Annotated in this window: 12 protein-coding genes; 2 read left to right on the top strand and 10 right to left on the bottom strand. The window is 64.1% G+C overall.

What is annotated here, in order from left to right:
• Nucleotides 1–602 precede the first annotated feature (602 nt).
• From JQ567_RS36255 to groES, 4 genes are all read right to left on the bottom strand, one after another.
• A complete protein-coding gene (locus JQ567_RS36255) occupies nucleotides 603–2,141 on the bottom strand; it encodes an NAD(P)/FAD-dependent oxidoreductase (protein WP_212443256.1) in 1,539 nt (512 codons plus the stop codon).
• 170 nt (nucleotides 2,142–2,311) lie between these two features.
• Nucleotides 2,312–3,517 (bottom strand): hypothetical protein, encoded by a 1,206-nt coding sequence (locus tag JQ567_RS36260; RefSeq protein ID WP_212443257.1) that lies wholly within the window; start codon nucleotides 3,515–3,517, stop codon nucleotides 2,312–2,314.
• A 122-nt stretch (nucleotides 3,518–3,639) separates the two neighbouring features.
• Complete coding sequence (gene groL, locus JQ567_RS36265) at nucleotides 3,640–5,286, bottom strand: chaperonin GroEL (protein WP_212443258.1); 1,647 nt, start codon at nucleotides 5,284–5,286, stop codon at nucleotides 3,640–3,642.
• Between the two features lie 237 nt (nucleotides 5,287–5,523).
• Nucleotides 5,524–5,820: a co-chaperone GroES gene (groES, locus tag JQ567_RS36270; RefSeq protein ID WP_192738881.1), complete on the bottom strand. Its 297-nt coding sequence runs from the start codon at nucleotides 5,818–5,820 to the stop codon at nucleotides 5,524–5,526.
• Nucleotides 5,821–6,179: 359 nt separating this feature from the next.
• Between groES and JQ567_RS36275 the strand changes: the two genes are divergently transcribed.
• On the top strand, nucleotides 6,180–6,695 hold the full coding sequence (locus tag JQ567_RS36275) for a hypothetical protein (RefSeq protein ID WP_212443259.1): 516 nt from the start codon (nucleotides 6,180–6,182) through the stop codon (nucleotides 6,693–6,695).
• 111 nt (nucleotides 6,696–6,806) lie between these two features.
• On the opposite strand, the gene JQ567_RS36280 is transcribed toward JQ567_RS36275, so the two are convergent.
• Nucleotides 6,807–7,592 carry a protein phosphatase CheZ gene (locus tag JQ567_RS36280; protein WP_212443260.1) on the bottom strand — a complete coding sequence of 262 codons (786 nt, stop codon included), beginning with the start codon at nucleotides 7,590–7,592 and terminating at the stop codon, nucleotides 6,807–6,809.
• Nucleotides 7,593–7,901: 309 nt separating this feature from the next.
• Here JQ567_RS36280 and JQ567_RS36285 point away from each other — a divergent pair, with 309 nt between their 5' ends.
• The gene (locus JQ567_RS36285; protein ID WP_212443261.1) at nucleotides 7,902–8,726 is read left to right on the top strand and encodes a L,D-transpeptidase; all 825 of its coding nucleotides are present in this window, start codon (nucleotides 7,902–7,904) and stop codon (nucleotides 8,724–8,726) included.
• A gap of 139 nt (nucleotides 8,727–8,865) precedes the next feature.
• Here the strand turns inward: JQ567_RS36285 and JQ567_RS36290 are convergent, their stop codons facing one another.
• The 5 genes from JQ567_RS36290 to JQ567_RS36310 form a co-directional block, all read right to left on the bottom strand.
• A complete protein-coding gene (locus JQ567_RS36290; RefSeq protein WP_212443262.1) occupies nucleotides 8,866–9,702 on the bottom strand; it encodes a DUF2076 domain-containing protein in 837 nt (278 codons plus the stop codon).
• Between the two features lie 130 nt (nucleotides 9,703–9,832).
• Nucleotides 9,833–10,678, bottom strand: a complete 846-nt coding sequence (locus JQ567_RS36295) for a ChbG/HpnK family deacetylase (protein WP_212443263.1) — start codon at nucleotides 10,676–10,678, stop codon at nucleotides 9,833–9,835.
• A complete protein-coding gene (locus JQ567_RS36300; protein ID WP_212443264.1) occupies nucleotides 10,675–11,721 on the bottom strand; it encodes a glycosyltransferase family 2 protein in 1,047 nt (348 codons plus the stop codon). Before JQ567_RS36300 ends, JQ567_RS36295 begins: the two co-directional genes overlap by 4 nt.
• A gap of 156 nt (nucleotides 11,722–11,877) precedes the next feature.
• A complete protein-coding gene (gene hisG / locus JQ567_RS36305) occupies nucleotides 11,878–12,855 on the bottom strand; it encodes an ATP phosphoribosyltransferase (RefSeq protein ID WP_212443265.1) in 978 nt (325 codons plus the stop codon).
• The gene (locus JQ567_RS36310) at nucleotides 12,852–14,024 is read right to left on the bottom strand and encodes an ATP phosphoribosyltransferase regulatory subunit (protein WP_212443266.1); all 1,173 of its coding nucleotides are present in this window, start codon (nucleotides 14,022–14,024) and stop codon (nucleotides 12,852–12,854) included. Before JQ567_RS36310 ends, hisG begins: the two co-directional genes overlap by 4 nt.
• Nucleotides 14,025–14,056: the final 32 nt, after the last annotated feature.

The following is a 14,056-nucleotide window of genomic DNA, read 5'->3' on the forward strand; positions in this document are numbered from 1 at the left end:
CGCAATCGGATATATCGCTCCGATCGAGATGGAGCTAAAAGCCGCTTAAGCCCGTCCACTTTCTCGGGGGAAGATCAGTGGACGCGACAATCGTGCTTGACGAGTGCGGTTGAAGCGTACGGCAAAAGCGCGTGGTCCTGGCGCCCGTAACGGCGTCAAGCTTTTGGGAGGCTAACGCTGACCAGAGGCGACGGTGGCAATAGAGGCCGTCTCACCGGGGAGAGCGCGTCATAAGCCGTAAAGCCATTGCGCAGGGAGTGTCGGATGTTCTCCGCTGCCCTGTATGCTCATGTGCGTGTTCTCTATGCACAATTGCACATGAGATCGCGGGTGCAGCGCGCATCCGGCATTCCCTGCTCCCTTGTTTTGGGGAGAAACGGCATCAACCACTCGGGCGCATCGCGTCGCGGGATCGCGAGCGCGTGTTTCCCAACCTCAGCCGTCGTCACCCGCGCAGGCGGGTGACCCAGTATTCCAGAGACGCCGATGACAGAACCGATAAGCCGCGGCGTACTGGATCCCCGCATGCGCGGGGATGACAGTTGTGTGTGGTGCGGCGCTGCTTGCCGACCGAGTGGCTCGCAATGACGACTTGGCGCGTTTCACGTCTCGCGCAAAATCATGTCGGCGCAGATGCCGGCCGATTGCACGACGCCGGTGTAGCCGCCGAAACCGGCATAGGCGGATGCCAGATAAAGGCCTGATACCGCCGTGCGCGGCGAGCGGAACGGGTTGCTCCAGATCGTCGGCGGCGGGGTCGGCGCAAATCCGTAAACCGCGCCGTCCGGCGCGTTGAGATACTGCCGCACCGACAGCGCGCTGTTGAACGAGGACGCGACGACGGCTTCCGAAAGCCCCGGATAGATCGAGGCGAGATAGCGTACGATCGCCTCCTGCCAGCGCCCGCGCTTCTCGCGATAGGCGTCCATGTCGGAGGCGTCCCAGTTCGACAACAGATCGGGGCCGAGGATCGACAGCACATAGGGCGGCGCCGGCACGCCGGAATCGATCGCGGCATAGTCCACCACCGACATCGGCGGCATGCGCTCGCCGGGCTCTTCCGCCATCAGCGCGGCGCCTTGCGCGTAGTCGGTCAATCGCTTCATCCAGGGCGGCAGCAATTGCGTGGAGTAGGCGGCGATCCCGAATTCGCGCGGCGGTTTTTTGAGGCCCAGCGTCAGCGCGAACAGCGAGGTCGAGGGTGCCTGCCGGGCGAAACTTTGGTTCAGCTGTTCGGCGGCGTCCGCCTGCATCAGGGGTTCGAGCGCTGCGGGCGCGGCGTTACCGATGATCTGTGCGCATTGCACGGTCCTGGGATCGCTGCCGTCCTTGGCGGTGTGGGTGATGGACTTGGCGCCGTCGCCGAGCGCGATCGAGCTGACGACACGGCGCACCAGCACTTCGCCGCCGGCCACCTTGATGGCGCGGGCGAGCGCGCTGGAGAGCCGCTGCGAGCCGCCCTGCACGTAGCGGCCGCCGCTTTGCAGATAGCTGCCCTGCGCCATCGCGAAATAGATCCACCACAGCGTGGTGGGGTCGTCGTGGAAATAGGACAGGTTGGCGGCGAGGGCGCATTTGACGGCTTCATTGTCGCCGAATACGCGGTCGAGCTTTTTCGAAAGCGACAACGGCCAGTCGCGCACGATCGAGATCAGGCCGGACAGCGTGCGCAACGCCTGCCGCGGATTTTTCAGCGCCTCCCTGCCTTGCGAGATCGTGGCCATCGCGGACGCGATCCGCGCCATCTCGCCGAGCAGCTGCTCGATGCCGCGGCGCGCCTCCGGGAAGCGCTCGGTCAACGCGCGCCGCGCGGCGTCGAAATCGTCGGGCATCAGGAACGGCTGATCGAGCGGGCCGCCGCGCGCCTGGTAAAACGCGCCGGACGGAATCCATTTGACGGCGTCGATCACGCCGGCACGCGTCAGCACGTCATGTTTGGGATCGCGCGGGTCGTGCGGGTCGCTGGTCTCGTGCAGCGATCCCTCGACAAAGAGCTCGCCGGATTTGTAGCTCGACGCCGCACCGCCGACGGAATTGCTGCGCTCGACCACCAGCACCTTGCGGCCGGCGCGCGCCAGGATCGCTCCGGCCGTGAGGCCGCCAAGGCCGGCGCCGACAATTACGACATCATAACGCGCCATTCAGCCTGGAATCCTGAAAACCCATGACGGACGGGTTGTTCATTGCCGCTCGGCTTCGGCATGTCAAATGCGCTGGCGGCATGGAGCGGTGCGCGGGAAGCTGCCCCAAAGATTAGAAGAGGATCAGAAGCCGATCAGAGCCAATCGAGAAAAGAACGGCCGGAAAACCGCTATTTCCAGGCCGCTTTGTCGACGTCCCAGCGCTGGCCCTTGAATTCCCTGGCGAGTGCCTCGACCGAACCATTGTCGTCCTCAGGCTCGCCGCCTTCCTCCTCGCCGCCGGCGCCTTCGGACAGGTTCAGCTTGGGACCTGCGCCTTCATCGATGGTCGACGTCACCGGGCTCGAGATCCACAGCATCAGCCGGTCCGACGCGCCGGGTTTGTCGGGCGAGACAAGCGCGGTGACCTCGACACTGTCGGTGAGGCCGAGCGCCGGGTAGATCTCGCTCGGCCGCTTGAAGGTCAGCGTCAGCTTGCCTGTGTTGGCGTTCCACGCCGCACCCGCCGCCTTGGCCGCGAGCGTCTTCGAAAGCACCGTGGATACTGCGGCGGCGATCTTGTCCTTGTTGATCTTGTCGCCATCGCGCCAGTCGGCGGCGGCAAAACGGATGGTGCGGTCCATCTCGACGATGCCGGTGGTCCATCCCGCGGTGACCACGCCTTGTGTCGACCTGGCCTTGGCGATCAGCGCCGCTGACCGTTCCGGATCGGCGGTGAGATTGATGGTCTGCTCGCCGGCGCGGAGCGCGTCGCAGGAAATCGAGAGGCTGCTCAGGCCGAGCTCCACCTCCTGGCCCTTCAGGCTCTTGAGGAAATCCAGTGCCGCATCCAGCTTTACCCGCACGCCGATGGATTCCGGCGACACCTCGGTGAAATCCTTTGGCACCGGCGTAATGCCGTCATCGGTGGTCTGGTTGTCCAAAAACTCCTTCTCGCTGAGATCGGAATTGTCCGTCGAGGCCACTTCCGTCACCGCCTGACCGATGGTGATCCGGCCGCGGAATTCGAAGCCGTCGGCGCTGGCCTTGCGCGCGAGGTTCACGGTGACGGGCAGCTTGTCACCGATGCTTTGCGTCGAGCCGGTCAGGTTCTGGCCGCTGACGGTGAGGTTGGCAACGAAGCGGTCCTTGCGGTCGGAGCCTTTTTCGACGGGGTAGCAGACGTCGAGCACGGCCGCGGTGACGGTTTTGCCCTGGCGGATCTCCTTGAGGACGACGTCGGCGTTGCCGCTCATCAATCCGTCGATCGAGGTGAAATATCTGACTTCGCTGCCGCCGGGTGCTGGCGCTGCCTTGGAGGGAAGTTTCATCTGGGCAAAAGCCAGGTCCGAGGAGACCGTCACCAGACCGAACAGGCAGAGCAGGAGTGCGCGCATCGGAATTCCTCAAGGGAGAGAATCAGCGTCCGTCGTAAGTAGCAAACCTCCCAATCATGTCGCCAAAAAAGAAGGCCGCCCGGAGGCGGCCTGCTATGATTGCTGGCATTGGTCGGCGGGGCTTAGAAGCCCATGCCGCCCATTCCACCCATGCCGCCGCCGCCGCCGGGCATCGGCGGGGCCGGCTCCTTCGGCAGTTCGGCGACCATGGCTTCGGTCGTCACCAGCAGGCCGGCGACGGAGGAAGCGTCCTGCAGGGCAGTGCGCACCACCTTGGCCGGGTCGATGATGCCCTTGTCGACCATGTCGACATACTGCTCGGTCTGGGCGTCGAAGCCGAAGGTCTCGGACTTGTTCTCGAGAATCTTGCCGACCACGATCGAGCCCTCGACACCGGCATTCTCCGAGATCTGGCGGACCGGAGCTTCCAGCGCCTTCAGCACGATGTTGATGCCGGCCTGAACGTCGGAATTGTCGTTCTGGATGCGGCCGACCGCCTTCTTGGCGCGCAGCAGCGCCACGCCGCCGCCCGGCACGATGCCTTCCTGCACGGCCGCGCGGGTTGCGTTGAGCGCGTCCTCGACGCGATCCTTCTTCTCCTTGACCTCGATCTCGGTCGCACCGCCGACGCGGATCACCGCGACACCGCCGGCGAGCTTGGCAAGGCGCTCCTGCAGCTTCTCGCGGTCGTAGTCCGAGGTGGTTTCCTCGATCTGCGCCTTGATCTGGCTGACGCGGGCTTCGATCGCCGGCTTCTTGCCGGCGCCGTTGACGATGGTGGTGTTCTCCTTGTCGATCACCACCTTCTTGGCGCGGCCGAGCATGTTGACGGTGACGCTTTCCAGCTTCATGCCGAGCTCATCGGAGATCAGCTGACCGCCGGTCAGGATCGCGATGTCTTCCAGCATCGCCTTGCGGCGATCGCCGAAGCCCGGCGCCTTGACGGCGGCGACCTTCAGTCCGCCGCGCAGGCGGTTGACCACCAGCGTCGCCAGCGCCTCGCCCTCGACGTCCTCCGCGATGATCAAGAGCGGACGGCCGGACTGCACCACGGCTTCCAGCACCGGCAGCATCGCCTGCAGGCCGGAGAGCTTCTTCTCGTGCAGCAGCACGTAGACGTCCTCGAGCTCGGCGGTCATCTTTTCCGCGTTGGTGATGAAGTAGGGCGACAGATAGCCGCGGTCGAACTTCATGCCCTCGACGATGTCGACTTCGGTCTCGAGCGACTTGTTTTCCTCGACGGTAATGACGCCTTCATTGCCGACCTTCTGCATCGCCTGCGCGATCATCTTGCCGATGGCGGCATCGCCATTGGCCGAGATGGTGCCGACCTGGGCGACTTCGGCGGAGGAGGCGACCGGCTTGGCGCGCTTTTCGATGTCCTTGACCACGGCCAACACCGCGATGTCGATGCCGCGCTTCAGATCCATCGGGTTCATGCCGGCGGCAACCGACTTGGCGCCTTCGCGCACGATCGCCTGGGCGAGCACGGTCGCGGTGGTGGTGCCGTCACCGGCGGTGTCGTTGGTCTTGGAGGCGACTTCGCGCAGCATCTGCGCGCCCATGTTCTCGAACTTGTCCTCGAGTTCGATCTCCTTGGCGACGGTAACGCCGTCCTTGGTGATGCGCGGGGCGCCGAAGCTCTTGTCGATCACGACATTGCGGCCCTTCGGGCCGAGCGTCACCTTCACGGCGTTGGCGAGGATATCGACGCCGCGCAGCATGCGTTCGCGGGCGTCTCCGGCGAATTTAACGTCTTTGGCAGCCATTTTATGAACTCCTGAATGATTGGATACGGTCTTGCCGCCTGCCGTCGCCGGGTCTTCTTCCCCTCTCCCCTTGTGGGAGAGGGTGGCACGGACGCGCTGAAAGCGCGTTCGTGACGGGTGAGGGGTCCGTCTCCGCGGATGGAGACCCCTCATCCGGCGCGCTTTGCGCGCCACCTTCTCCCACAAGGGGAGAAGGGAAGTGACCGCGCCGACGGGTGCGGCGGCAGTTAGGCGTGCTTAAACCAGCACGCCCATGATGTCGGATTCCTTCATGATGAGGAGTTCCTCACCGTCGAGCTTGACCTCGGTGCCCGACCATTTGCCGAACAGCACGCGGTCGCCGACCTTGAGGTCGATCGGGATCAGCTTGCCGGCTTCGTCCCGGCCGCCCGGGCCGACGGCCGTGATTTCGCCCTGCGAGGGCTTTTCCTTGGCGCTGTCGGGAATGATGATGCCGCCCTTGGTCTTCTCTTCGGCGTCGATACGCTTGACCACGACGCGGTCATGCAGTGGGCGGAATTTGGATTTGGCCATGAGGTTTCCTCTTTGGAAGGCTTGGTTTCAGGTCTGATTGCCATCAAAATGGCTGCAAATGCCGGGTATTCGACACCGTCCCGGGCGGGACGGCCAAACTCCTTAGCAATCCTTGCCTTAGCAATCGTCGCATTTGAGTGCTAATGTGTGGCCCGGGGAATATGGCTTGGCGCCGATCCTGTCAAGCAAGGGGGGTTAAGGCCTAAAAAAGGTTAAGGCCTTGGTGAGGCCAATATAGGATGCTCCCTGAGAAACCAAATCGGAGCGACGGCGTAATTTGATGGACGTCATTGCTCCGGCACGTGTTTTACGGTTGGCTGCAGGACGGGTGCGGCCAAAAACTTGTTTGGGGGAATGCGATGATCGGGTCTGGTAATGCGCGCGTGGTTGCCAATCTGGCGATCGCTTCAGCGCTCACGATACTCCTGGGGGCGTGCAGCAGCATGAGCCTGCCGTCGCTGTCATCAAGTTCCGCGCCTCCGCCCGAGCCGGGCGTGGCTCCCGACATGCCGGCCACCATCCGCTCCGACGAGATCGTCGGCCGCTGGGGTCTCGCCTCGTACCAGAATCCGAACGACCGGGCCCGCACTGAAAAGATGGCCCGCGATCAGTGCAGGCAGCCTTATGTGATCACCGCCGGCACCTCCGGGGGCGTGGTCATGCATCTGGCCGACCAGGCGACCCCGCAGGAACTGCGCCTCAAGGGCTCTCCGAGCGGCAAGAATTATATCGGCCCGGCCGGACCGACCCCGGGCGAGCAGGACCGAGAGGTCGTCTCGTTCGACGGCCGCGTGCTGGTGACCCGCTTCGTCGACAAGGATGCCGGGGTCCGTTACGGCAACATGGTCTATGTCCGCTGCGCGCCGCGCGCCTGAGCGGATTAAAGCCTTAACCTCATCCGCAATAAAAAACGCCGGCTTCGCGCCGGCGTTTTCTTTTTCTCGACATGACGTCGCCGGGCGTTGCCGCCCGGCGCGCCGGAACGCTTAATCGAACAGCGCGTCGATGTCGTCCTGCGAGGCATGGCCGACGTCGCCGTCGAGCTTCGGACCGTTGAGCAGCTTGGCGTCGCCTTCACGGGTGTCGACGATCGGGGTCGCGTGCGCCTTCAGCGCGTCGACGCCACCCCAGATGTCCATCATGACGTTGATGTGGTTCTCGATGAACTTCATCGTGGTCATCACCTTGCTGATGCGCTGGCCGGTGAGATCCTGGAAGTTGCAGGCTTCGAAGATCGCGATGACGCGTTCCTGGATTTCCTCGCTGAGCAGCTTCTGCTGGTCCGGCGAAGTGGTCTTGGACAGCGCGGTCGCCGCCTGGTCGATCGCTTCGGTGGCTTCCAGAATCTGCTGCGTAGCCTGCTCGGTACCGCCGACGACGGCGCCGAGTTCGCCATTGACCTTGGCCATTTCGCCGCCGTCAAAGCTCTTGCCGTGCAGCGTTGCGATTTCGCGCTTGGTGCGGTTGATGGCGTCGTGAATGAGGTCGAGTTCGACCTTGAGCTTTTCGCACTGCTCGATCTGGGCACGATAGGTTTCCAGCAGCGCCTGGGCTTCGGCGACCTCGCGCGCCACCGACGCATCCGCCGATTCAGTCACGACGGAGCGGCCTTGACCGCCCGCGGCCATCTGGGCGCGGATCGAGCGCAGCTCGCTCATGATCTCGCGATGCATCGGGCCGATGTCGCCGCCTTCGGCAGCCGCGGACACCGGTATTGGCACATCGCCCAAAATGGCCTGTTCGATACGAAAACGTTTGCGACTAACCGACATGATGTATTCCCACCCCTTAACTCCGTGACCTGTTTTAGACAGATGCGATTTAACGTGAGGTTCACGCGGGGAACACATCGCGGCGTAGTCTTCCGCGGGGCGCACACCAGGGATTAACCATGCGTGCGCGGCGTTCACTCAAAATAAACGCTACCGGGCAAATCAGCGCGCAATCGGCGACGTGGTGAATCGAAACGCCGTTTCTGTTTACCAAACCGATGTGGTTTTGACCCTTTATTGACCACGTGCAACGGCGCCGCTCAGGCGTCGCCAAGATCTAACAGTGACGAAACAGTACAGAGTACGTCGATGTTCAGAAAAATGTCTCTCGCGCTCCTTGCGGGCGTGTCGTGCCTTGGCTTCTCCGATTCTGCGTTGGCGATCGACGCCTCTCCGTTCGCCGAGCCCACCGTGATCTACGCCAATCAGCCCGTGCAGCCTGCGCCGGTACGCACCGCTTATGCCGAACGTTCGCAAATGGGCGGCGGCTTCATTGAATTTCTGTTCGGCGATGGGCCGGCGCAGGGCGGCCGCTATCAGCAGCAGCCGGTCTATCAGCAGCAGCCGGATTACCAGCAGCAGCCGGGTTACGGTTATGGCGGCCGGCGCGGCATCCTGCCGCCGATGGATCCGCAAGCGTCGATGCGCCCGCAGCAGGAAGAGGCAATCGAACCGGCGCAGCGCCCGGTCGATCCGAAATATAACAAGCAGGTTGTCGACTATCACGGCAAGGAAGGTGTCGGCACCATCGTCGTCGATACGCCCAACAAGTTCCTGTTCCTGGTGCAGGGCGACGGCAAGGCGCTGCGCTACGGTATCGGCGTCGGCCGCCCCGGTTTCACCTGGTCCGGCATCAAGACGATTTCGGCGAAGAAGGAATGGCCGGCCTGGACCCCGCCGCCGGAAATGCTGGCGCGGCGTCCCGATCTGCCGCGGCACATGGAAGGCGGTCCGCAAAATCCGCTCGGCGCGCGCGCGATGTATCTGGGATCGACGCTCTACCGCATCCACGGCTCCAACGAGCCCTGGACCATCGGCACCAACGTTTCGTCCGGCTGCATCCGGATGCGCAATGAAGACGTGATCGATCTCTACGGCCGCGTCGGCGTCGGCGCCAAAGTCGTCGTCATTTAAGCATAGCGTTTTCGAGCGAAGTGGGATGCCGGTTCGCGTAAAGAAAACGCGTCAAAATTAGAGTCTACCAAACCGGCAAAAACAAACGGCCGCTCGATCGAGCGGCCGTTTTCTTTTTCAGATGTGACGTCGTTCAGGCTTAATCGTCGTCGCCGCCGCCGTCACCGTCGAAGCCGTCGGAATCATGATCCATGTCGTCATAATTGTCGTCGTTCGATGTGTCGTCGAACAGCCCGGTGCGCGAACTTCCGGACGAGCCGATGTCGTTGGCGCCGGCCTCCCGCGCCAGGTCGCCGCCGGATTGATCGCTGCCGCCCGGCCGCCGGTCTTCAACGCTGCCGCGATGACCACCGGTATCGCCGCCGAAGGCCGACTGCTGGTTGCCGCCGCCGCCCATCATCGAGCGGATGCTGCCGAGCAGCATCGATCCGCCGACCACGCCGGCCGCCGCCGCCGCTGCCGTTCCGAGGAACGAGCCGCCACCACCGCCGCCGAACGGCGGTTGCTGCTGCGGCTGACCATAGGCAGGCTGCTGCCCGTAGCCGGGCTGGCCGTATTGTCCGGGTCCTTGTTGTCCTTGCGTCTGTTGCACCACCTCGCCGCTGTTCCAGACCGGGCGGCCGCCCATGCCAGGCGAGCGGACATTAGGTACAGAGCCTTGAGGTACAGAGCCTTGCGTCACCGAGCCGCGCGGCTGGCTCTGCCCGAAGATCGTGTCACGCATTGAATCGAGGAAACCGCCGGATTGATTCTGTTCGCCCGCATGTCCGGCTTCCAGTTGCTGGATGCGGTCGTTGGCGCGCTTCAGCGCCTCGTCCTGCACCAGCGCCGTCTGCACCAGCGCATAGACGGCATTGGGTGCACCACGCAGGCCTTGCATGATCGCGGACATGGCTTCGGGATCGCGCGGGGTGTTCTCCAGCTTGGCAAGGCGGTCGAAAAGATCGTCAATCAGTTGGCGTTCTTGCGGTGTCATGGCGTTCTCCATCGCGTCGAGTGCCTCGAAGCGCGGGGCAGATGTAGGGCGGGGTTTGTGTCGCAAGTAGTGGGAGCGCAGATTAAATTTCTGTATGCGACAAAACGACCGGCCGGTTTATTGAGCAAACTCAAGCCAGTGTAACATTGTTCCGCGCCAGCAGCGGCGGCAATTGCGCGCCGGCGAGAAACGCGTGCTCGCTTTCGCGCTGTGTGGTCAGGGGATCGAGGCTGATGAGGGTTTCGTCGACGAAGCCCGGATGACACATCACGAGCCCGCCCTCCGGCATGCCATCCAGGAATTGTCCCATCAGGACGCCGAAATCGGGCGTCTTCGAAAAATCATAGGCGCCGGCAAAGGCCGGATTGAACGGGATACCGGCATGGGTGGCGAGCTTGCGAAACCGTGAGCTGAGAACATCGAGCAGCAGCGCCTTGGGCGCGGCGAGCCGTTTCGCCAGCGGTTGAAGGCGCCCGCCCTGGCGAACCCAGGCTCCGGGCGCGGCCTGCTGCACCGCGCGCAGAAACGCATCGCGCACCTGCGGGAAGAGTTGCGCATGCTGATGGGCGTCGACGAAATCCGGCGGCCGGCCGAACAGATCCTGGAACGCCGCCAGCTGATCGATCAATTCGGCATGAATCATTTCAGGGTCGAGCCGCCGCAACAGGCCCGATCGCAGCATCGCCGGCAGCGGCAGAAACATGCCCCCATCGGTCGGTCTGAAGTGCATCGTCAGCGGCCGGAATGGCGCGGTCAGCGTCGCATGCAGGCCGATCGCGCAGCGCGGGCTGCCGGCGGCGGCGTCCTGCAGCGCCGTGACCTCGGCGCGGCCGATCGCCGGGCCGACCACCATCACCGATGTCGCATTGAGCCGGCCCTGGCCGATCAGCTCGCGAATGGCGCGATTGACGCCCTCGCTGATCCCGTAATCATCGGCGCACAGCCAGATACGGCGCGGCGGCGCGGCATCGTTCATTCCGCGGCGGTCCGTTCGCTGACGCTTGCGGCGGTCGTTTCGTCCGCGTGCTTCTCGGAGTGTTCGGCAACGAAATAGATCGGACGCGCTTTCAGCTCCGACAGGATCTTGCCGATATATTCACCGACGATGCCGATCATGATCAGCTGCACGCCGCCGATCGTCATCAGGCCGATCACGAGCGAGGGATAGCCGGGGACCTGCTTGCCCGTGGTCAAGACTTCCCAGAGAATAGTCAGGCCGAACAGAAAGGCGCCCACGGCGAGCAGCACGCCGAGCAGGCTGGCAAAGCGCAACGGCGCCACGGAGAACGAGGTCAGCCCCTCGATCGACAGGCCCACCAGCCGGCCGGCGCTGAAGGTGGTGACGCCGTGCGCGCGCGGCGCCGGCTCGTAGTCGACGCGGATCTGGCGGAAACCGATCCAGCTCGCCAGACCCTTGAAGAAACGATTGCGCTCGGGCAGCTGCTTGAGCGCTGCCGCGGCGCGCGGCGACAGCAGGCGGAAGTCGCCGGCATCCTCGGGAATTTTTTGCCGTGCGCCGTAATTGATCAGCGCGTAGAAGCCGTGCACGGCAAGACGCCGCAGAAACGATTCATTGTCGCGATGCGCTTTTGCCGTATAGACGACGTCGTAGCCGTCATCGATCCAGTGGCCGACCAGCTTCTCGACCAGGGTCGGCGGATGCTGGCCGTCGCCGTCCATGAACAGCACCGCGCCGCGCCGCGCATGGTCGAGCCCCGCCATCAAGGCAGCTTCCTTGCCGAAATTGCGCGACAGCGACACCACCTGAACGTCGAGCGCGTCGGCCTTCAGCCCGCGCGCGATGCTAAGCGTGGTATCGGCGCTGCCGTCGTCGACATAGACCACTTCGCTGGCGAGGCCGTAGCGCTGCCGCAATGTCCTGGCGAGGCCGATCAGCCGCTCGTGCAGCAACGCGAGCCCGGCGGCCTCATTATAAACAGGCACGACAATCGACAGCCCCCGCGCCGCGGCGCTCGCCGCGGTGGTGGACAGGCCGGAAACGTCAGAGCCAAGCGTCATCGATCAGGTTCCAAATCATCCATATGTTTTGAGCATGATCTCTTCGGAAAACCGGTGCCCACTTTTCCGGATCATGCTCCCAACAGCATATGTTACTTGCCACTAGCTGTCGCTACGATGAACGAAAACAAGAGCCGCCTTGAAAACACAGCCGCCTTATTGTCGCAGGAACGCCTCAAGCCTGGCGAACAGCGGGTTTTCCCGGTCGAGCACATATTCGAGGGAAGCCACCGAAACCGTGTCGGCGCCGTGCTCGCGCAGGAAGCTGCCGAGCGCGTAAAGCTTCGACGGCGGGCAGTGCAGCGTCAGCATGCCCGACGAGGTCGGGCCGCCGAACGGGGCGACGACACCGAAGCGGTTATGCGCCTCGGTCAGCAGCCTGTCGTTGCAGCCGGCAAAGCGGGTGCGGACTTCGCGATATTTGGCGGCGCGGGCTCGTGCGGCAATGTGATCGAGGATGACGCGCGCGGTCTCGCGCGCCCCGCTCGACCAGTCGGCATCCTTTGAGGCGACGAGGTTGGCCTGGCTGCGCAGGATCACGCCGTCGTCGAGCACCTTGAGGCCGTTGGCGACGAGGGTGGCACCCGTTGTCGTGATATCGACGATCATCTCGGCGGTGCCGACCGCGGGCGCGCCTTCGGTGGCGCCGGCGCTCTCGACGATGCGGTAATCGACCACGCCATGCGTGGCAAAGAAGTTTCGGGTCAGGTTGATGTATTTGGTCGCGACCCGCATCCGCCGGTTATGCTGCGCGCGGAAACCCGTCGTGACGTCGTCGAGATCGGCCATGGTGCGGACGTCGATCCAGGCCTGCGGTACCGCGACCACGACATTGGCGCTGCCGAAGCCGAGATTGTCGATCAACAGCACGCGCTTGTCGGCGTCGACGATGCTTTCGCGCAGGAGATCTTCGCCGGTCACACCAAGATGCACCATGCCGCGGGCGAGCTGCGAGGCAATCTCGCTCGCCGAGAGATAGGCGATCTCGACATTGTCGAGCCCGGAGATGGTGCCGCGATAATCGCGCGCCCCGCGCGGCTTGGCTAGGCTGAGACCGGCGCGCGTGAAGAACGCTTCGGCTTCTTCCTGCAGGCGGCCCTTGGAGGGAACGGCGAGAACGAAGGGCGCGGTCATGATGCGTTCCCGGCCGGTTTGCGGAGTTGCGTCAGGGCTTCGATCCAGACCGAGAAGCCGACCGCCGGGATCGGCGCCGCCGAGCCGAGCTGGGTCATCAGCCCGTCATAGCGCCCGCCTGCCACCAGCGGCTCGATGCCATTGCCCAAGATGTTTGTTGTGCCGTGCAGTTCGAATTCGAAGCCGGTGTAGTAGTCGAGGCCGCGTCCGAAGGCGGTCGAAAAGCGCGTCAGGCTGGTGTCGATGCCGCGCGCGGCCATGAAGCCGACGCGGCTTTCGAGCTGATCGATCGCCGCCGTCAAATTGAGTCTTGTGTCCTCGGCCAGCGCGCGCAGTTGCGCCACCGCGTCGTCAGGGTCGCCCGCGATGGCAAGAAAGCGCTTGATGGTCGTGAGCGCGTCGCGCGGCAGCGCGCCGCTCTTGAGCGTCGATTGTTCGAGGAAGCGGTCGGCGATTTCGGCGACCGTGCGGCCGCCGACATTGGTGGTGCCGGCGATCGACATCAGGTCAGTGACCAGCGCCAGCGCGGCCTTGCGGTCGGAGCCGGCAAGGGCTGCCAGCACGCCTTCATATTCGTTGCGGCCGGGGGCGGTCGCCAGTGTCAGTTGCTCGATGTCCTGGGTGAGGCTGACCTTGCGGTTGAAATCCTTGATCAGCCGCCGCTTCCAGACCGGATAAAGTTCGAGCGCATCGATCAGCGCGGTGAACAGCGCGACGTCGCCGGTGCGGATTTCGACATCGCTCAGGCCAAACGCCGAAGTCGCCTCCAGCGCCAGCGCCAGCATTTCCGCATCCGCCGCGGCGCGGTCCTGCCGGCCGAAGGATTCGATGCCGGCCTGCAGGAATTGGCTCGGCTGGCCGTCGCGATAACGGAACACCGGCCCAAGATAGCTGAAGCCCGCGGGCTGGCCGGCACGCCCCGAGGCCAGATAGTCCCGCGCCACCGGAATGGTGAGATCGGGACGAAGGCAGAGCTCCTCGCCACTGGCGTCGGTGGTCAGATAGAGGCTCTTGCGGATGTCCTCGCCGGAGAGGTCGAGGAACGGGTCGGCCGGCTGCAGGATATCGGGCTGGGCCTGGACGTAGCCCGCCTGCGCAAACGACAAAAGCAGCGCGTCCGCCCATGTGGCGGACCCGGCGGCACCATCGATGGCGGCGGTTACGGTCATTTCGCGTCCAAATATCCCGAAAAACGGGTTCC

The sequence above is a fragment of the Bradyrhizobium sp. AUGA SZCCT0431 genome (assembly GCF_018131065.1).
Classification (GTDB): Bacteria; Pseudomonadota; Alphaproteobacteria; order Rhizobiales; family Xanthobacteraceae; genus Bradyrhizobium.